We start from the raw sequence: 17,395 nt of genomic DNA, 5'->3' as shown, positions 1-17,395 counted from the left end.
GGAGAGTCGCTGATGTTACAACCAAAGCGTACAAAATTCCGTAAGATGCACAAGGGCCGCAACCGTGGTCTGGCGCAGGGTACGGATGTTAGCTTCGGCACTTTCGGTCTGAAAGCTGTTGGCCGTGGCCGTCTGACTGCTCGTCAAATCGAAGCAGCTCGTCGTGCAATGACTCGTGCAGTTAAGCGTCAAGGTAAGATCTGGATCCGTGTATTCCCGGACAAACCGATCACCGAGAAGCCGCTGGAAGTGCGTATGGGTAAAGGTAAGGGTAACGTGGAGTATTGGGTTGCCCTGATCCAGCCTGGTAAGGTCCTGTACGAAATGGACGGCGTGCCAGAAGAGGTTGCCCGCGAGGCATTCAAACTGGCAGCAGCGAAACTGCCGATCAAAACCACCTTTGTAACTAAGACGGTGATGTAATGAAAGCACAAGAGCTGCGTGAAAAAAGCGTTGAAGAGCTGAACACTGAGCTGCTCAACCTGCTGCGTGAGCAATTCAACTTGCGCATGCAGGCGGCCAGTGGCCAACTGCAACAAACTCACCTGTTGAAACAAGTGCGTCGTGACGTCGCACGCGTTAAGACTTTACTGACTGAAAAGGCGGGTGTGTAAATGACTGATATTATCCGTACTCTGCAGGGTCGTGTTATTAGTGACAAAATGGAGAAATCCCTGGTTGTCGCTATCGAGCGCACGGTGAAGCACCCGATCTACGGGAAATTCATCAAGCGTACGACCAAGCTGCACGTACATGACGAGAACAACGAATGTGGTATCGGCGACGTGGTGGAAATCCGCGAATGCCGCCCACTGTCCAAGACTAAGTCCTGGACGTTGGTTCGCGTTGTAGAGAAAGCGATTCTGTAATAGAGTAGCTGGCTCTCACCTAATAAACGGCTCAGAAAATGAGCCGTTTATTTTTTCTACCCATACTCTGGAAGCGGTGTTATAATGCTGCGCCCTCGGTTATGGGGCTTTTCAACGACCTGAAAATTACTTAGGTCTTAAAGTAGTAGTTGACATTAGCGGAGCACTAAAATGATCCAAGAACAGACTATGCTGAACGTCGCCGACAACTCCGGTGCACGTCGCGTAATGTGTATCAAGGTTCTAGGTGGCTCGCACCGTCGCTACGCAGGCGTCGGCGACATCATCAAAATTACCATCAAGGAAGCAATTCCTCGCGGTAAGGTGAAGAAAGGCGATGTGCTGAAGGCGGTAGTGGTGCGCACCAAGAAGGGTGTACGTCGCCCGGACGGTTCTGTCATTCGCTTCGATGGTAATGCATGCGTTATTTTAAACAATAACAGCGAGCAGCCTATCGGTACGCGTATTTTTGGGCCGGTAACTCGTGAACTGCGTAATGAGAAGTTCATGAAAATTATCTCTCTGGCACCAGAAGTACTCTAAGGAGCGAACCATGGCAGCGAAAATCCGTCGTGATGACGAAGTTATCGTGCTTACCGGGAAAGACAAAGGTAAACGCGGTAAAGTAAAAAATGTCCTGTCTGCTGGCAAGGTCATTGTTGAAGGTATCAACCTGGTTAAGAAACATCAGAAGCCGGTTCCGGCCCTGAACCAACCAGGCGGCATTGTTGAAAAAGAAGCTGCAATTCAGGTTTCTAACATTGCTCTCTTCAACGCGGCTACCGGTAAGGCTGACCGTGTAGGCTTTAGATTCGAAGACGGCAAAAAAGTCCGTTTCTTCAAGTCTAACAGCGAAACTATCAAGTAATTTGGAGTAATACGATGGCGAAACTGCATGATTACTACAAAGACGAGGTAGTCAAACAACTGATGTCTCAGTTTGATTACAACTCTGTCATGCAAGTCCCTCGGGTCGAGAAGATCACCCTGAACATGGGTGTTGGTGAAGCGATCGCTGACAAGAAACTGCTGGATAACGCAGCAGCTGACCTGACAGCAATCTCCGGTCAAAAACCGCTGATCACCAAAGCCCGCAAATCTGTTGCAGGCTTCAAAATCCGCCAGGGCTATCCGATCGGCTGTAAAGTAACTCTGCGTGGCGAACGCATGTGGGAGTTCTTTGAGCGTCTGATTTCCATTGCTGTTCCACGTATCCGTGACTTCCGTGGCCTGTCCGCCAAGTCATTCGATGGCCGTGGTAACTACAGCATGGGTGTGCGCGAGCAAATCATCTTCCCAGAAATCGACTACGACAAAGTCGATCGCGTTCGTGGTTTGGATATTACCATTACCACTACTGCGAAATCTGATGATGAAGGCCGCGCGCTGTTGGCTGCTTTTAACTTCCCGTTCCGCAAGTAAGGCAGGGTTACTGATGGCTAAGCAATCAATGAAAGCACGCGAAGTCGTTCGCGTGAAACTGGCTGACAAGTACCGCGCTAAACGCGAGGAATTGAAAGCTATCATTTCTGGTGTGAACTCTTCCGACGAAGATCGTTGGGATGCTGTTCTCAAGCTGCAAACTCTGCCGCGTGATTCCAGCCCGTCTCGTCAGCGTAAACGCTGCCGCCAAACTGGCCGTCCACATGGTTATGTGGGCAAATTCGGGTTGAGCCGTATCAAGCTACGTGAAGCCGCTATGCGCGGTGAAGTACCAGGCTTGAAAAAGGCTAGCTGGTAATTACCAATTGAATCACGGGAGTAAAGACAGATGAGCATGCAAGATCCGATCGCGGATATGCTGACCCGTATCCGTAACGGTCAAGCCGCGAACAAAGTTGCGGTCACCATGCCTTCCTCCAAGCTGAAATTGGCAATCGCCAACGTGCTGAAGGAAGAAGGTTTTATTGAAGATTTCAAAATCGAAGGCGACGCCAAGCCTGTTCTGGAACTGGTACTGAAGTACTTCCAGGGCAAGGCAGTGGTAGAAAGCATTCAGCGTATCAGCCGTCCAGGTCTGCGAATCTATAAGAAAAAAGATGAGCTGCCAAAAGTTATGGCCGGTTTGGGTATCGCTGTTATTTCTACCTCTAAAGGTGTTATGACCGATCGTGCAGCTCGCCAGGCTGGTCTTGGTGGCGAGATTATCTGCTACGTAGCTTAATTCGGGAGGAAAGAATGTCTCGTGTTGCAAAAGCACCCGTCGTCATTCCTGCCGGCGTAGAGGTAAAACTCAACGGTCAGGTTATTTCGATTAAGGGTAAGAACGGCGAGCTGACTCGTACTGTCCACGACGCCGTTGAAGTGAAGCAAGAAGCTAACGCACTGACTTTCGCCCCGCGCGAAGGTTTTGCTAACGCCTGGGCCCAAGCGGGTACTACGCGCGCTCTGCTGAACGCAATGGTAGTTGGTGTTACCGAAGGCTTCACCAAGAAGCTTCAACTGGTAGGTGTTGGTTATCGTGCTGCCGTAAAAGGCAACGTGGTGAATTTAGCCCTGGGCTTCTCTCACCCTGTCGATCACCAGCTGCCAGCAGGTATTACTGCTGAATGCCCAAGCCAAACTGAAATCGTGCTGAAAGGCGCTGATAAGCAGGTTATTGGCCAGGTTGCTGCAGATCTGCGTGCCTACCGCCGTCCTGAGCCTTACAAAGGCAAGGGTGTCCGTTACGCCGACGAAGTCGTGCGTACCAAAGAGGCTAAGAAGAAGTAAGGTAACACTATGGATAAGAAATCTGCTCGTATCCGTCGTGCGACCCGCGCACGCCGTAAGCTCAAAGAACTGGGTGCAACCCGCCTGGTGGTACATCGTACCCCGCGTCACATTTACGCACAGGTAATTGCTCCAAACGGTTCTGAAGTTCTGGTAGCCGCTTCTACTTTAGAAAAAGCTATCACTGAGCAACTGAAGTATTCCGGTAACAAAGACGCAGCAGCAGCAGTGGGCAAAGCCCTGGCTGAGCGCGCGTTGGAAAAAGGGATTGCGAAAGTATCCTTTGACCGTTCCGGTTTCCAATATCATGGTCGAGTCCAGGCACTGGCAGATGCTGCCCGTGAAGCTGGCCTTCAGTTCTAAGGAAGAGGTTTAAGATGGCTCACATCGAAAAACAAGCTGGCGAACTGCAGGAAAAGCTGATCGCGGTAAACCGCGTATCCAAAACCGTAAAAGGTGGCCGTATTTTCAGCTTTACCGCACTGACTGTAGTTGGTGATGGTAACGGTCGCGTAGGTTTTGGCTACGGCAAAGCTCGCGAAGTTCCAGCAGCGATCCAGAAAGCGATGGAAAAAGCCCGTCGCAACATGATGAACGTCGCGCTGAACAGCGGCACCCTGCAGCACCCTGTTAAAGGTGCTCATACGGGTTCCCGTGTGTTCATGCAGCCGGCTTCCGAAGGTACCGGTATTATCGCCGGTGGTGCAATGCGCGCCGTCCTGGAAGTCGCTGGGGTGCACAACGTATTGGCTAAAGCTTATGGTTCCACCAACCCGATCAACGTGGTTCGTGCAACTATCGATGCTTTGGCAAATATGAAGTCCCCTGAAATGGTCGCTGCCAAGCGTGGTAAATCCGTTGCAGACATTCTGGGGTAATTGACCATGGCTAAGACTATCAAAGTAACACAAGTTCGCAGCTCCATTGGCCGTCTGCCGAAGCATAAAGCTACACTGCTCGGTCTGGGTCTGCGTCGTATTGGTCACACCGTAGAGCGCGAGGATACTCCTGCTGTTCGCGGTATGGTCAACCTGGTTTCCTACATGGTTAAAGTTGAGGAGTAACAGATGCGTTTAAATACTCTGTCTCCGGCTGAAGGTGCCAAGCATGCGCCGAAGCGTGTAGGTCGTGGTATTGGTTCTGGCCTGGGTAAAACCGGCGGCCGTGGTCACAAAGGTCAGAACTCACGTTCTGGCGGTGGCGTACGTCGCGGGTTTGAAGGTGGTCAGATGCCTTTATATCGTCGTTTGCCGAAATTCGGCTTCACCTCTCGCAAAGCTATGATCACGGCAGAAGTTCGTCTGTCTGAGCTGGCTCTGATCGAAGGCGACGTAATCGACCTGAACGCGCTGAAAGCCGCTAACGTAGTTGGTATCCAGATCGAATTCGTGAAAGTTATGCTTTCTGGCGAAATCGCTCGTCCGGTTACCCTGCGTGGTCTGCGTGTCACCAAAGGCGCTCGTGCTGCTATCGAGGCTGCTGGCGGTAAAATTGAGGAATAAGTAGCAGATGGCTAAGCAACCAGGATTAGATTTTCAAAGTGCTAAAGGCGGGCTCGGCGAGCTGAAGCGCAGACTTTTGTTTGTCATCGGCGCGCTGATTGTCTTCCGTATCGGCTCTTTTATTCCGATTCCTGGTATCGATGCCACTGTGCTTGCCAAATTGCTTGAGCAGCAGAGAGGCACTATCATTGAAATGTTTAACATGTTCTCTGGTGGTGCCCTCAGCCGTGCTTCTATCTTTGCCCTGGGGATCATGCCGTATATTTCGGCGTCGATCATCATCCAGCTGTTAACGGTGGTTCATCCGGCGTTGGCAGAAATCAAGAAAGAAGGGGAGGCTGGCCGTCGCAAGATTAGCCAGTACACCCGTTACGGTACGCTGGTATTGGCCATATTCCAGTCGATCGGTATTGCTACCGGTCTGCCGAATATGCCTGGTATGCAGGGCCTGGTGTTAAACCCAGGCTTTGCATTCTACTTTACTGCGGTTGTGAGCCTGGTGACCGGGACGATGTTCCTGATGTGGCTGGGCGAGCAGATTACTGAGCGTGGTATCGGCAACGGTATCTCAATCATTATCTTCGCGGGTATCGTAGCGGGACTTCCGCCGGCAGTGGCCCATACTATCGAGCAAGCCCGGCAAGGCGACCTGCACTTCCTCCTGTTGCTGTTGGTTGCAGTATTGGTGTTTGCAGTAACCTTCTTCGTTGTTTTCATCGAACGTGGTCAACGTCGTATCGTCGTTAACTATGCGAAACGTCAACAAGGTCGTCGTGTTTACGCAGCACAGAGCACACACTTACCGTTGAAAGTGAACATGGCAGGGGTTATCCCGGCAATCTTCGCTTCCAGCATTATTCTGTTCCCGGCCACGATCGCATCATGGTTTGGGGGCGGTACCGGTTGGAACTGGCTGACAACGATTTCGCTGTATTTGCAGCCAGGGCAACCGCTTTATGTGTTACTCTATGCGTCTGCAATCATCTTCTTCTGTTTCTTCTACACGGCGTTGGTTTTCAACCCGCGTGAGACAGCAGATAACCTGAAGAAGTCCGGTGCCTTCGTACCAGGAATTCGTCCGGGAGAGCAAACGGCGAAGTACATCGATAAAGTAATGACGCGTTTAACCCTGGTGGGCGCGATGTACATTACTTTCATCTGCCTGATCCCGGAGTTCATGCGTGATGCAATGAAAGTACCATTCTACTTTGGTGGTACCTCGCTACTGATCGTGGTTGTCGTCATCATGGACTTTATGGCTCAAGTGCAAACTCTGATGATGTCAAGTCAGTACGAGTCTGCATTGAAGAAAGCAAATCTGAAAGGCTATAACCGCTAGTCAGATTCGTTTGAGAAGTTACGGAGAGTAAAAATGAAAGTTCGTGCTTCCGTCAAGAAATTATGTCGTAACTGCAAAATCGTTAAGCGTAACGGTGTCGTTCGTGTGATTTGCAGCGCCGAGCCGAAGCATAAACAGCGTCAAGGCTGATTATCTCGCATATTTTTCTTGCAAAGTTGGGTTGAGCTGGCTAGATTAGCCAGCCAATCTTTTGTATGTAGCTGCAACATTATTTGAGTATCCTGAAAACGGGCTTTTCAGAATGGTGTTGCCGTATAAAATAGTAGGAGTGCATAGTGGCCCGTATAGCAGGCATTAACATTCCTGATCATAAACATACCGTTATCGCCTTAACCGCGATCTTCGGCATCGGTAAAACCCGTTCACAGTCTATCTGTGCATCTACGGGCATTGCTGAAAATGTTAAGATCAGTGAGCTGTCTGAAGAGCAAATTGAACAGCTGCGTGAAGCAGTCGCCAAATTCACCGTAGAAGGTGATTTGCGTCGTGAAGTTACCCTGAGCATCAAGCGTCTGATGGATCTTGGTACATATCGTGGTTTGCGCCATCGTCGTGGTCTGCCAGTTCGCGGTCAGCGTACTAAGACCAACGCACGTACCCGTAAGGGTCCGCGTAAACCGATCAAGAAATAATCGGGGTGATTGAATAATGGCAAAGGCACCTGTTCGTACACGCAAGCGTGTAAGAAAGCAAGTCTCTGACGGCGTGGCTCATATCCATGCTTCTTTCAACAACACCATTGTTACTATTACCGATCGTCAGGGTAATGCTTTGGGTTGGGCAACTGCCGGTGGTTCCGGTTTCCGTGGTTCTCGTAAGTCAACTCCGTTTGCAGCTCAGGTTGCAGCCGAACGTTGTGCTGAAGCAGTAAAAGAATACGGTATCAAGAACCTGGAAGTTATGGTTAAAGGACCTGGTCCTGGTCGTGAGTCTACTATCCGCGCTCTGAACGCGGCTGGTTTCCGCATCACTAATATTACTGATGTGACTCCGATCCCTCATAACGGTTGTCGTCCGCCGAAAAAGCGCCGCGTATAACGCCGCCGCTTTTCGGATTGTTGGAGAAAGAAAATGGCAAGATATTTGGGTCCTAAGCTCAAGCTTAGCCGCCGTGAGGGCACAGACCTGTTCCTGAAGTCTGGCGTTCGCGCGATCGATTCAAAATGCAAAATTGAGCAACCGCCTGGTCAACACGGTGCGCGTAAACCGCGTCTGTCTGACTATGGTGTACAGTTACGTGAGAAGCAGAAAGTTCGCCGTATGTACGGTGTTCTGGAGCGTCAATTCCGTAACTATTACAAAGAAGCAGCACGCCTGAAGGGCAACACCGGTGCAAACCTGTTGCAACTGCTGGAAGGTCGTCTGGACAACGTTGTTTACCGTATGGGCTTCGGCGCTACTCGTGCAGAGTCACGTCAGCTGGTTAGCCACAAAGCAATTATGGTAAACGGTCGCGTTGTTAACATCGCTTCTTATCAGGTATCTCCGAATGACGTAGTCAGCATCCGCGAGAAGGCTAAAAAGCAGTCTCGTGTTAAAGCTTCTCTGGAGCTGGCTGAGCAGCGTGAAAAGCCGACTTGGCTGGAAGTTGATGCTGCTAAGATGGAAGGCGTGTTCAAGCGTATGCCTGAACGTACCGATCTGTCTGCGGACATTAACGAACACCTGATCGTCGAGCTTTACTCCAAGTAAAGCTTAGTACCAAAGAGAGGACACAATGCAGGGTTCTGTGACAGAGTTTCTAAAACCGCGCCTGGTAGATATCGAGCAAGTCAGTTCGACGCACGCCAAGGTGACCCTTGAGCCTTTAGAGCGTGGCTTTGGCCATACTCTTGGCAACGCACTGCGCCGTATTCTGCTTTCATCTATGCCGGGTTGCGCGGTGACCGAGGTTGAGATTGATGGTGTACTGCATGAGTACAGCACCAAAGAAGGCGTACAGGAAGATATCCTGGAGATCCTGCTCAACCTGAAAGGGCTGGCGGTGAGAGTTCAAGGCAAAGACGAAGTTATTCTTACCCTGAATAAATCTGGCATTGGCCCTGTGACCGCTGCCGACATCACCCATGATGGTGATGTCGAAATCGTCAAGCCTCAGCATGTGATCTGCCACCTGACCGATGAGAACGCTGCTATCAGCATGCGTATCAAAGTTCAGCGCGGTCGTGGTTATGTGCCGGCTTCTGCCCGAATTCATTCGGAAGAAGATGAGCGCCCGATCGGTCGTCTGTTGGTTGACGCCTGCTATAGCCCTGTAGAGCGTATTGCCTACAATGTTGAAGCAGCGCGTGTAGAACAGCGTACTGACCTGGACAAGCTGGTAATCGAGATGGAAACCAATGGCACGATCGATCCTGAAGAGGCGATCCGCCGTGCGGCTACCATTCTGGCTGAACAACTTGAAGCTTTCGTTGACCTGCGTGACGTGCGTCAACCGGAAGTTAAAGAAGAGAAACCAGAGTTCGATCCGATCCTGCTGCGCCCTGTTGACGATCTGGAATTGACTGTCCGCTCTGCTAACTGCCTCAAGGCAGAAGCTATCCACTACATCGGTGATCTGGTACAGCGTACCGAGGTTGAGTTGCTGAAAACGCCGAACCTGGGTAAAAAATCTCTTACCGAGATTAAAGACGTGCTGGCCTCACGTGGTCTGTCTCTGGGCATGCGCCTGGAAAACTGGCCGCCGGCAAGCATTGCTGACGAGTAACCGGATCACAGGTTAAGGTTTTACTGAGAAGGATAAGGTCATGCGCCATCGTAAGAGTGGTCGTCAACTGAACCGTAACAGCAGCCATCGCCAGGCTATGTTCCGTAACATGGCCGGCTCTTTGGTTCGTCATGAGATCATCAAGACGACCCTGCCAAAAGCGAAAGAGCTGCGTCGCGTTGTTGAGCCGCTGATTACTCTTGCCAAGACCGACAGCGTAGCTAATCGTCGTCTGGCATTCGCCCGTACTCGTGATAACGAGATCGTGGCAAAACTGTTTAACGAGCTGGGCCCGCGTTTCGCGAGCCGTGCCGGTGGTTACACTCGCATTCTGAAGTGTGGCTTCCGCGCAGGCGACAACGCGCCGATGGCATACATCGAGCTGGTTGATCGTGCTGAGTCTCAAGCAGAAGTGGCAACTGCAGAGTAATCTGTAGACGCGTAAAAAAACCGGGCTTGCCCGGTTTTTTTACGTCCAAAGCCAGCCAAACGTGCTGTCTTTTCCCCGCCAGTCTTAAGATCCCCATCCCTATCCGCTATGCTATGGCTATTAATCAGGCTAACTGGGGCGGCATGCCATGTGGTTACTCGATCAATGGGCGGAACGTCATATTCACCAAGCCCAGGAAAAGGGCGAGTTTGATAATTTGCCGGGTCAGGGCCAGCCGCTGGCGCTGGATGATGACAGTGCGGTGCCCGCCGAGCTGCGCGCCGGCTTTCGCCTGCTGAAGAATGCCGGCTATGTGCCGCCGGAGTTACAGGCTCGCAAAGAGGCGTTAACCTTGGCCAAATTGCTGCAAGAGATCGGCAGTGAGCATCCGGACTATGCCGAGCTCGGCAAGCGCATGGCGCTCCTCGAATACCGTTTGCATCAGGCGGGAATGAGCACCGACTTCCTGCATGGAGAATATCAGCGTGCGTTGGATGGCAAATTTACCCGGGAGGAAAAGTGATGTTCAAAATCGGCCAATTGGCCAAGCTGGCTGATGTGACGCCGGATACCGTGCGCTACTACGAGAAGCAGGGCATGATGGATCATAACGTCCGTACCGAAGGCGGCTATCGGCTCTATAGCGATCAGGATCTGCAGCGCCTGCGGTTTATCCGCTATGCTAAACAGCTGGGCTTTACGCTGGAAACGATCGCCGAGCTGCTGTCGATCCGCGTCGATCCTGAACATCATACCTGCCAGGAGTCGAAGTCGATTGTCGACGCGCGCCTCAGTGAAGTGCAAAGCAAGCTGGCTGAATTGAGCCGGATGCGGGACTCATTGCAAAGATTGAGCGATGCCTGCTGCGGCACGGCCCACACCAGCAACTATTGCTCTATTCTGGAAGCGCTGGAACAGGGCGCCAGTGACGAAAAATGTAAAAAAGGCGGCTGATGCCGCTTTAATTTTTATGCGGCCGGCAGTATTATCGCCAGGCGTTATAACCATACCTTTAACAGGAGCATTACCATGACAAAGTATCGTCATACCAAAGGCCAGATTCAGGATAACGCCATTGAGGCGCTGTTGCATGACCCGTTATTCCGCCAGCGGGTAGAAAAGAACGTCAAAGGGAAAGGCAGCTACCGGCGTAAAGACAAACACGCTAAAGGCGGCAGCTGGGAGGCCAGTGGTAAACGATCAGGCGATAATTTACCACTGGCCTTCTGGTTTTGAGACATTAAAAAAGCCATCTTGATAAGATGGCTTTTTATTTGAATGGCCTAATCCGTTTTACAGTTTTGGCTGTTGCTGTTGGCTCAGCAAATCACGAATTTCAGTCAGCAGCTTCTCTTCTGCAGTCGGTGCCGGAGGGGCTGCCGGCTCTTCCGCCTGTTTGCGACGCATTTTGTTCATCAGCTTAATTGCCAGGAAAATAGCGAAGGCAACAATAACGAAATCAAAAACGGTCTGGATGAACGAACCGTAGTTCATTACCACTGCCGGTACGGTGCCTTGAGCTTCACGTAATACCAGGTGGAACTGTTTGAAATCAACGCCGCCGATCAATAAACCCAGCGGCGGCATGATGATATCGGCAACGAATGACGATACGATCTTACCGAATGCCGCACCGATAATCACACCCACCGCCAGATCGACCACGTTGCCACGCATGGCAAATTCGCGGAACTCTTTTAACATACTCATAGAACGCACCCCTTGCAGAATTAATAACTCAAGTTTAACAAAGCAATTTCCCTTTGCCATAAAAGGAGAGAAAAGTTTTATCTCTTTCCACGGCAGAGAACAACCTCGCAATTATAGACTATCCATGCCGGCATTTGTTCTACAGGAAGAATGGGCTCGGCTGGAACAGCCGCTCAACGTCCGGTACGAATTTTTTGTCGGTAATAAACATGATGACGTGATCGCCCTGTTCAATTTTGCTGTTGCCGTTGGCGATGATAACGTCGTCGCCGCGCACGATCGCACCGATGGTGGTACCCGGCGGCAGTTTGATATCTTCGACGATGCGGCCGACCACTTTCGAGGTGCTTTCATCACCGTGAGCAATGGCCTCAATCGCTTCGGCCACGCCGCGGCGCAGTGAAGAAACGCTGACGATATCCGCCTTGCGCACGTGGCCCAATAAAGCCGAAATCGTCGCCTGCTGCGGTGAAATGGCAATATCGATCACGCTGCCCTGCACCAGGTCGACATAGGCGCGGCGCTGGATCAGCACCATCACTTTCTTGGCGCCCATGCGCTTGGCCAGCATCGCCGACATGATGTTGGCTTCATCGTCGTTGGTGATGGCGATAAACACGTCCACCTGTTCGACGTGCTCTTCCGCCAGCAGTTCCTGATCGGAAGCGTCGCCATAGAATACGATGGTATCGTGCAGCTGCTCGGCCAGTTCGGCGGCGCGCTGCTGATTACGCTCAATCAGCTTCACGTTGTAAGATTTTTCCAACCGCTGGGCCAGGCCGGCGCCGACGTTGCCGCCGCCGACGATCATGATGCGCTTATAGGGTTTTTCCAGCCGCTGCAGTTCGCTCATTACCGCGCGAATATGCTGCGAAGCGGCGACGAAGAACACTTCGTCACCGGCCTCGATAATGGTTGAACCCTGCGGGCGAATCGGCCGATCCTGGCGGAAAATAGCGGCGACGCGGGTATCGATGTGCGGCATATGCTCGCGCATGGAGGACAGCGCATTGCCGACCAGCGGGCCGCCGTAATAGGCCTTGACCGCCGCGATGCTGACCTTGCCTTCGGCAAAGTTCACCACCTGCAGCGCCCCCGGGTATTCGATCAGCTTGTAGATGTAATCGATAACCAGCTGTTCCGGCGAGATCAGGTGATCAATCGGCACCGCTTCGGGCTGGAACAGCTTTTCCGACTCGCGAATATATTCCGGCGCGCGAATGCGGGCGATGCGGTTGGGGGTATTAAACAGAGAATAGGCGATCTGGCAGGCGACCATATTGGTTTCGTCAGAGTTGGTGACGGCAACCAGCATGTCGGCGTCTTCTGCGCCGGCTTCGCGCAGTACGCGCGGGTGAGAGCCGTGTCCCTGAACCACCCGCAGGTCAAATTTGTCCTGCAGCTGCCGCAGGCGGCCGGAGTCGGTATCCACCACGGTGATATCGTTATTTTCGCCCACCAGGTTTTCCGCCAGCGTGCCGCCAACCTGACCTGCACCAAGAATAATTATTTTCATTTGGTTCTCTGCTTCACACCGAAAGACTCAGGGCGCGGGAGCACGCCCTGAAGCATTACATTTTAATCAGCTTAGCGTAAAAGAAGCCATCGCCATCCTCAGGATGAGGAAGGTTCTGCCGGGCCGGCTCAACCAGCCTGGCATCGGCATGGCTTTGCAGGAAGGCGGCAATCTGCTCGCCGTTCTCTTCAGGCAGTATGGAACAGGTCGCATAAACCATCACGCCGCCGGATTTCAGATGCGGCCACACCGCCTGCAGAATTTCCGCCTGCAGGGCGGCCAGTTCGGCGATGTCGCGATCGCGGCGCAGCCACTTGATGTCGGGGTGGCGGCGGATCACGCCGGTGGCAGAGCAGGGAGCGTCCAGCAGAATGCGATCGAACTGCTTATCGCCGCACCACTGTTGCGGCGTGCGGCCATCGCCCAGTCTGACTTCGGCATGCAGACGCAGGCGCTGCAGGTTTTCGTTGACCCGCGCCAATCGCTGTTCGTCGATATCGACGGCCATCACGTGCGCCTTGGGCGCGGCTTCCAGAATATGGGTGGTTTTACCCCCCGGCGCCGCGCACAAATCGAGGATCTGTTCGCCATCCTGCGGATCCAGCAGGGGGATACAGCCCTGCGCCGAAGCATCCTGCACGGTAACCCAACCTTCGGCAAAGCCCGGCAGACTGGTTACGGCGCACGGCGCCAGCAGGCGCAGCGCGTCAATATACTCGGGGTGCGGTTCGGCGGCGATACCGGCCTGGGCCATCAGCTGCAGGTAGCCCTCGCGGGTATGATGCAGACGGTTGACGCGCAGCCACATCGGCGGCTTTTGGTTATTGGCGTCGACCAGCTGTTCCCACTGCGCAGGGTAAGCTTGCTGAATGCGTTTCAACAGCCAGCTCGGGTGCAGATAGCGGCTGTCGTTATTGGCGGCACGCTGCAGCAGCTCTTCCTGCTGGCGTTGGAATTGGCGCAATACGCCATTGATCAGCCCTTTTAGCTGCGGCCGCTTCAGCGCGACGGCGCCTTCTACGGTTTCCGCCAGCACTGCGTGCGGCGGAATACGGGTATACAGCAGCTGGTACAGCCCGACCATCAGCAAATAGTGCAGGGTGCGCTGTTTGCCGGTCATCGGCTTGGCCATCAGCTGTTGAATGCACCACTCAAGCTGGGGCAGCACGCGCAGGGTGCCGAAGCACAGCTCCTGCAGCAGCGCGCGATCCTTTTCGCTGATAGCGTTTTGCAGTGCCGGCAGGACAGTGCTGAGCGACTGACCCTGATCCAGCACCTGGCCGATGGCTTTGGCAGCGAGGCTTCGGAGATTGTAATTGTTTTTCATAGGCTAAAGCTGACCACTATCGGCATTAAGAAAGAAACGGCCCGGCGTTTAACGGCCGGGCAGTGGAGGGGGTTACAGCCGATTGCCCGGGGTAAACCATTCTCGACGTGAATTCAGTAAATCCTGCGCCGACATCGGTTTTTTGCCCGCCGGCTGCAGCTGGGTCAGGTTAAGAACGCCGTCGGCGGTCGCCACCTGAATGCCCTGCCTGTCGGCGTGCACCACGGTGCCCGGCTCGGCATCGGTGGTTACCGCCAACACCTTGGCCTGCCACACCTTCACCGGCTGATCGTCGATGACGAAGTAGCTGACCGGCCAGGGGTTGAAGGCGCGAATGCAGCGCTCCAGTTGGGCGGCGGACAGGCTCCAGTCCAGGCGCGCCTCTTCCTTGCTCAGCTTCTCGGCGTAGGTCACCAGCGATTCATCCTGCACTTCGCGCTTGGCGCTGCCGTCCGCCATCTGCCGCAGCGTGGTCAACATGCCCTGCGGGCCGAGCTGCGCCAGTTTGTCGTACAGGCTGGCGCTGGTATCGTCGGCTTCAATCGGGCAGGCGACCTTGTGCATCATGTCGCCGGTATCCAGCCCCACATCCATCTGCATGATGGTGACGCCGGTTTCACCGTCGCCGGCCCAAAGCGAACGCTGGATCGGCGCCGCGCCGCGCCAGCGCGGCAGCAGAGAACCGTGCACGTTAATGCAGCCCAGGCGCGGCATGTCCAACACCGCTTTCGGCAGGATCAGGCCGTAGGCCACCACCACCATCACGTCGGCGTTAAGATCGGCAACCAACCGCTGGTTCTCTTCCGGCCGCAATGACTTGGGCTGAAATACCGGCAGTTGATGCTGCTCCGCCAATAGTTTGACCGGGCTTGGCGTCAGCTTGTTGCCGCGGCCGGCCGGCCGATCGGGCTGGGTGAATACGCCGACAATCTGGTGCCCGGATGACAACAGCGCGTCAAGATGACGCGCTGCGAAGTCTGGCGTTCCGGCGAAAATAATCCGTAAAGAGTCAGACACGTTGATTTCCTGATCGGTTAGGCGCGGGCGTTAAGCTTGGCCATTTTTTCCAGTTTCTGACGGATACGCTGACGCTTGAGCGGCGACAGGTAATCGACGAACAGCTTGCCTACCAGGTGGTCCATCTCGTGCTGGATGCAGATCGCCAACAGATCGTCCGCTTCCAGCTCGAAAGGTTTGCCGTCGCGATCCAGCGCGCGGATCTTCACGTTGGCGGCGCGCGGAACCAGAGCGCGCTGTTCGGGAATGGAAAGGCAGCCTTCTTCGATGCCGGTTTCGCCGCTTTTTTCCAGCAGCTCCGGGTTGATCAGCACCAGGCGCTGATCGCGGTTCTCGGAAACGTCAATCACGATAATGCGCTGATGGATGTCCACCTGAGTCGCAGCCAGGCCAATGCCTTCCTCTGCGTACATGGTTTCAAACATATCATCCACGATGCGCTGGATATCTGCATTGACTTCTTTTACCGGCGCAGCAACTTTGCGCAGCCGGTCGTCTGGGAAATGTAATACCTGCAAGACTGACATATATCTTTAGATCTGTATCCGAGTGATAAACGAGGTTTAGCTTCTATTCTAGACATTTCTCGGCCTGATTGACAGCATTGCGCACCAATTGCTCGAATGGGTCATACCACCGCTTTTTGCGAGGGAACAGGCGATGCGGCCAGAAGAAATCAGCTTACGGATGCGCGGAGTGGCGGGGCTTGGCGCCGCATTGGCCAGCCGAATGATACGGCAATTAGCGGCGGCCGGCGGCCAGCCCCGCAGGCTGCTGCGCGAGCTGGGCCTGAATGACCGGCAGCGGGCGCAGTTTCTGCAGGCGGATCCCCAGTATCTGGCCGCTACGCTGCGTTGGCTGGAACAGACGGGCTGTCGGATGCTGAGCTATGGCGAGGCCGGCTATCCTGAACGGCTGAGCCATATCGACGATGCGCCGTTATGGTTATTGGTGCAGGGCAACCCCCAGGCGCTGCTGCAGCCGCAAATCGCCATGGTCGGCAGCCGCCGGTTCAGCCACTACGGCGAGCGCTGGGCCCGTTACTTCGCCGGCGAGCTGACGCACTGCGGCTTTACGGTCACCAGCGGGTTGGCCATCGGTATTGACGGTATTTGCCATCGCGCCGCCCTGGAGGCCGAAGGCTGCACGGTGGCGGTATTGGGCAGCGGGCTGGCCAACGTCTATCCGCGCCGGCATCGGCGGCTCGCCGAACAGATTGTCGATCAGGGCGGGGCGGTGATTTCCGAGCATTTGGTTACCGATTTGCCGCTGGCCGATCATTTTCCGCGCCGTAACCGCATTATCAGCGGGCTGAGCCTGGGCGTACTGGTGGTTGAGGCCTCGTTGCGCAGCGGCACCCTGATCACCGCCCGCTATGCCCTGGAGCAGGGGCGGGAGGTTTTCGCTTTGCCCGGTGCGCTGGGCAACCCGATGAGCGAAGGCACGCACTGGCTGATTCAGCAGGGGGCTTATCTGGTCACCGGCCCGAAAGACATCGCTGAACAGCTGGGAAGCGGTCTGAATTGGCTGCCACTGGACGAAAATACAACTATTTGTGCGTCTGAGGCCGAAGTTGAATTGCCATTTGCCGATGTGTTGGCTAACGTAGGAGATGAGGTGACACCTGTTGACGTCGTCGCTGAACGTGCCGGCCAACCTGTGCCAGAGGTGGTAATCAAGTTACTCGATCTGGAGTTAGCAGGGTGGATCGCAGCTGTACCCGGCGGCTATGTCCGTATAAGGAGGGCAGGCCATGTTCGACGTACTCATGTACTTGTTTGAAACTTATATCCACAATGAACCAGAGATGCGCGTCGATCAGGATCAGCTGACCGATGATCTCGCTGAGGCGGGGTTTCATCGGGATGATATCTACAACGCGTTGAATTGGCTTGAAAAACTTGCTGACCTGCAGGAAGGCGAAAATGCGCCTTACTTTATGGATGCCGATCCGCTGGCGATGCGGATCTACACCGAAGAGGAAGGCATGCGTTTGGATGCCGGTTGCCGTGGTTTCCTCCTGTTCCTGGAACAGATTCAGGTATTGAACCTCGAAACCCGTGAAATGGTTATCGATCGTGTTATGGCTTTGGATAACACGGAATTCGATCTCGAAGATCTGAAATGGGTGGTGTTGATGGTGCTGTTTAATATCCCCGGATATGAAAGCGCTTATCAACAAATGGAAGAACTGTTGTTTGAAGTAAACGAAGGTTATCTGCACTGAGCCGGTAACACGCATAGA

The 17,395-nt window shown here is 53.8% G+C and carries 30 protein-coding genes; 25 read left to right on the top strand and 5 right to left on the bottom strand.

The features are described 5' to 3' along the window. Window positions 1–12: 12 nt before the first annotated feature. The 23 genes from rplP to CKW09_RS22410 all read left to right on the top strand — a co-directional run bounded on the left by rplP (window position 13) and on the right by CKW09_RS22410 (window position 10,816). Window positions 13–423 carry a 50S ribosomal protein L16 gene (gene rplP / locus CKW09_RS22520; RefSeq protein ID WP_004951171.1) on the top strand — a complete coding sequence of 137 codons (411 nt, stop codon included), beginning with the start codon at window positions 13–15 and terminating at the stop codon, window positions 421–423. Beyond that, complete coding sequence (gene rpmC, locus CKW09_RS22515; protein WP_004956182.1) at window positions 423–614, top strand: 50S ribosomal protein L29; 192 nt, start codon at window positions 423–425, stop codon at window positions 612–614. The genes rplP and rpmC overlap by 1 nt, the downstream gene beginning before the upstream one ends. Next, on the top strand, window positions 615–869 hold the full coding sequence (gene rpsQ, locus CKW09_RS22510; protein ID WP_061800460.1) for a 30S ribosomal protein S17: 255 nt from the start codon (window positions 615–617) through the stop codon (window positions 867–869). 171 nt (window positions 870–1,040) lie between these two features. Further along, window positions 1,041–1,412: a 50S ribosomal protein L14 gene (rplN, locus tag CKW09_RS22505; RefSeq protein ID WP_000613954.1), complete on the top strand. Its 372-nt coding sequence runs from the start codon at window positions 1,041–1,043 to the stop codon at window positions 1,410–1,412. A gap of 10 nt (window positions 1,413–1,422) precedes the next feature. Continuing rightward, window positions 1,423–1,737: a 50S ribosomal protein L24 gene (rplX, locus tag CKW09_RS22500; protein WP_061800463.1), complete on the top strand. Its 315-nt coding sequence runs from the start codon at window positions 1,423–1,425 to the stop codon at window positions 1,735–1,737. 14 nt (window positions 1,738–1,751) lie between these two features. Continuing rightward, a complete protein-coding gene (gene rplE, locus CKW09_RS22495; protein WP_061800465.1) occupies window positions 1,752–2,291 on the top strand; it encodes a 50S ribosomal protein L5 in 540 nt (179 codons plus the stop codon). Window positions 2,292–2,304: 13 nt separating this feature from the next. Further along, on the top strand, window positions 2,305–2,610 hold the full coding sequence (gene rpsN / locus CKW09_RS22490) for a 30S ribosomal protein S14 (protein ID WP_037425862.1): 306 nt from the start codon (window positions 2,305–2,307) through the stop codon (window positions 2,608–2,610). A 30-nt stretch (window positions 2,611–2,640) separates the two neighbouring features. Further along, window positions 2,641–3,033 (top strand): 30S ribosomal protein S8, encoded by a 393-nt coding sequence (gene rpsH, locus CKW09_RS22485; RefSeq protein ID WP_061800468.1) that lies wholly within the window; start codon window positions 2,641–2,643, stop codon window positions 3,031–3,033. A gap of 14 nt (window positions 3,034–3,047) precedes the next feature. After that, a complete protein-coding gene (rplF, locus tag CKW09_RS22480) occupies window positions 3,048–3,581 on the top strand; it encodes a 50S ribosomal protein L6 (protein ID WP_020837235.1) in 534 nt (177 codons plus the stop codon). Window positions 3,582–3,590: 9 nt separating this feature from the next. Continuing rightward, a complete protein-coding gene (gene rplR, locus CKW09_RS22475) occupies window positions 3,591–3,944 on the top strand; it encodes a 50S ribosomal protein L18 (protein ID WP_021182221.1) in 354 nt (117 codons plus the stop codon). Window positions 3,945–3,958: 14 nt separating this feature from the next. After that, window positions 3,959–4,459 carry a 30S ribosomal protein S5 gene (gene rpsE, locus CKW09_RS22470; protein ID WP_004956164.1) on the top strand — a complete coding sequence of 167 codons (501 nt, stop codon included), beginning with the start codon at window positions 3,959–3,961 and terminating at the stop codon, window positions 4,457–4,459. A 6-nt stretch (window positions 4,460–4,465) separates the two neighbouring features. Then, window positions 4,466–4,645 (top strand): 50S ribosomal protein L30, encoded by a 180-nt coding sequence (gene rpmD, locus CKW09_RS22465; protein WP_073970395.1) that lies wholly within the window; start codon window positions 4,466–4,468, stop codon window positions 4,643–4,645. A 3-nt stretch (window positions 4,646–4,648) separates the two neighbouring features. Then, window positions 4,649–5,083, top strand: coding sequence for a 50S ribosomal protein L15 (gene rplO / locus CKW09_RS22460; protein ID WP_061800470.1), 435 nt, complete (start codon window positions 4,649–4,651; stop codon window positions 5,081–5,083). 7 nt (window positions 5,084–5,090) lie between these two features. Further along, a complete protein-coding gene (secY, locus tag CKW09_RS22455; RefSeq protein ID WP_004929740.1) occupies window positions 5,091–6,422 on the top strand; it encodes a preprotein translocase subunit SecY in 1,332 nt (443 codons plus the stop codon). A gap of 33 nt (window positions 6,423–6,455) precedes the next feature. Further along, window positions 6,456–6,572 carry a 50S ribosomal protein L36 gene (rpmJ, locus tag CKW09_RS22450; RefSeq protein ID WP_002227352.1) on the top strand — a complete coding sequence of 39 codons (117 nt, stop codon included), beginning with the start codon at window positions 6,456–6,458 and terminating at the stop codon, window positions 6,570–6,572. A gap of 146 nt (window positions 6,573–6,718) precedes the next feature. After that, on the top strand, window positions 6,719–7,075 hold the full coding sequence (gene rpsM, locus CKW09_RS22445; protein ID WP_061800472.1) for a 30S ribosomal protein S13: 357 nt from the start codon (window positions 6,719–6,721) through the stop codon (window positions 7,073–7,075). Between the two features lie 16 nt (window positions 7,076–7,091). Continuing rightward, window positions 7,092–7,481 carry a 30S ribosomal protein S11 gene (gene rpsK / locus CKW09_RS22440; RefSeq protein ID WP_004956154.1) on the top strand — a complete coding sequence of 130 codons (390 nt, stop codon included), beginning with the start codon at window positions 7,092–7,094 and terminating at the stop codon, window positions 7,479–7,481. A 33-nt stretch (window positions 7,482–7,514) separates the two neighbouring features. Further along, on the top strand, window positions 7,515–8,135 hold the full coding sequence (rpsD, locus tag CKW09_RS22435; protein ID WP_061800475.1) for a 30S ribosomal protein S4: 621 nt from the start codon (window positions 7,515–7,517) through the stop codon (window positions 8,133–8,135). A gap of 25 nt (window positions 8,136–8,160) precedes the next feature. Next, window positions 8,161–9,150: a DNA-directed RNA polymerase subunit alpha gene (locus tag CKW09_RS22430; RefSeq protein ID WP_002919219.1), complete on the top strand. Its 990-nt coding sequence runs from the start codon at window positions 8,161–8,163 to the stop codon at window positions 9,148–9,150. Between the two features lie 40 nt (window positions 9,151–9,190). Continuing rightward, window positions 9,191–9,580, top strand: a complete 390-nt coding sequence (gene rplQ / locus CKW09_RS22425; protein ID WP_004929726.1) for a 50S ribosomal protein L17 — start codon at window positions 9,191–9,193, stop codon at window positions 9,578–9,580. A gap of 148 nt (window positions 9,581–9,728) precedes the next feature. Further along, window positions 9,729–10,103, top strand: a complete 375-nt coding sequence (locus CKW09_RS22420; protein WP_061800476.1) for a DnaJ family domain-containing protein — start codon at window positions 9,729–9,731, stop codon at window positions 10,101–10,103. After that, window positions 10,103–10,534 carry a Zn(2+)-responsive transcriptional regulator gene (gene zntR, locus CKW09_RS22415; protein ID WP_061800478.1) on the top strand — a complete coding sequence of 144 codons (432 nt, stop codon included), beginning with the start codon at window positions 10,103–10,105 and terminating at the stop codon, window positions 10,532–10,534. The genes CKW09_RS22420 and zntR overlap by 1 nt, the downstream gene beginning before the upstream one ends. A gap of 75 nt (window positions 10,535–10,609) precedes the next feature. Further along, window positions 10,610–10,816 carry an alternative ribosome-rescue factor A gene (locus CKW09_RS22410; protein WP_061800480.1) on the top strand — a complete coding sequence of 69 codons (207 nt, stop codon included), beginning with the start codon at window positions 10,610–10,612 and terminating at the stop codon, window positions 10,814–10,816. Window positions 10,817–10,873: 57 nt separating this feature from the next. Here CKW09_RS22410 and mscL read toward each other — a convergent pair whose 3' ends face one another. From mscL to def, 5 genes are all read right to left on the bottom strand, one after another. Beyond that, window positions 10,874–11,290 carry a large-conductance mechanosensitive channel protein MscL gene (mscL, locus tag CKW09_RS22405; RefSeq protein ID WP_061800483.1) on the bottom strand — a complete coding sequence of 139 codons (417 nt, stop codon included), beginning with the start codon at window positions 11,288–11,290 and terminating at the stop codon, window positions 10,874–10,876. 139 nt (window positions 11,291–11,429) lie between these two features. Then, the gene (gene trkA / locus CKW09_RS22400; protein ID WP_061800485.1) at window positions 11,430–12,806 is read right to left on the bottom strand and encodes a Trk system potassium transporter TrkA; all 1,377 of its coding nucleotides are present in this window, start codon (window positions 12,804–12,806) and stop codon (window positions 11,430–11,432) included. Window positions 12,807–12,861: 55 nt separating this feature from the next. Then, window positions 12,862–14,133: a 16S rRNA (cytosine(967)-C(5))-methyltransferase RsmB gene (gene rsmB, locus CKW09_RS22395; RefSeq protein ID WP_061800486.1), complete on the bottom strand. Its 1,272-nt coding sequence runs from the start codon at window positions 14,131–14,133 to the stop codon at window positions 12,862–12,864. Between the two features lie 72 nt (window positions 14,134–14,205). After that, window positions 14,206–15,150 (bottom strand): methionyl-tRNA formyltransferase, encoded by a 945-nt coding sequence (gene fmt / locus CKW09_RS22390; protein ID WP_061800487.1) that lies wholly within the window; start codon window positions 15,148–15,150, stop codon window positions 14,206–14,208. 17 nt (window positions 15,151–15,167) lie between these two features. Next, a complete protein-coding gene (def, locus tag CKW09_RS22385; protein ID WP_061800488.1) occupies window positions 15,168–15,677 on the bottom strand; it encodes a peptide deformylase in 510 nt (169 codons plus the stop codon). 133 nt (window positions 15,678–15,810) lie between these two features. Between def and dprA the strand changes: the two genes are divergently transcribed. After that, the gene (gene dprA / locus CKW09_RS22380) at window positions 15,811–16,932 is read left to right on the top strand and encodes a DNA-protecting protein DprA (RefSeq protein WP_061800490.1); all 1,122 of its coding nucleotides are present in this window, start codon (window positions 15,811–15,813) and stop codon (window positions 16,930–16,932) included. Next, the gene (gene smg, locus CKW09_RS22375; protein WP_061800491.1) at window positions 16,904–17,377 is read left to right on the top strand and encodes a DUF494 family protein Smg; all 474 of its coding nucleotides are present in this window, start codon (window positions 16,904–16,906) and stop codon (window positions 17,375–17,377) included. The genes dprA and smg overlap by 29 nt, the downstream gene beginning before the upstream one ends. The last annotated feature ends 18 nt before the right edge of the window (window positions 17,378–17,395 follow it).

The organism is Serratia ficaria (assembly GCF_900187015.1).
Lineage (GTDB): Bacteria > Pseudomonadota > Gammaproteobacteria > Enterobacterales > Enterobacteriaceae > Serratia > Serratia ficaria.
Note: the sequence above shows the minus strand (reverse complement) of the source record. Positions and strands in the feature narration are given on the sequence as shown.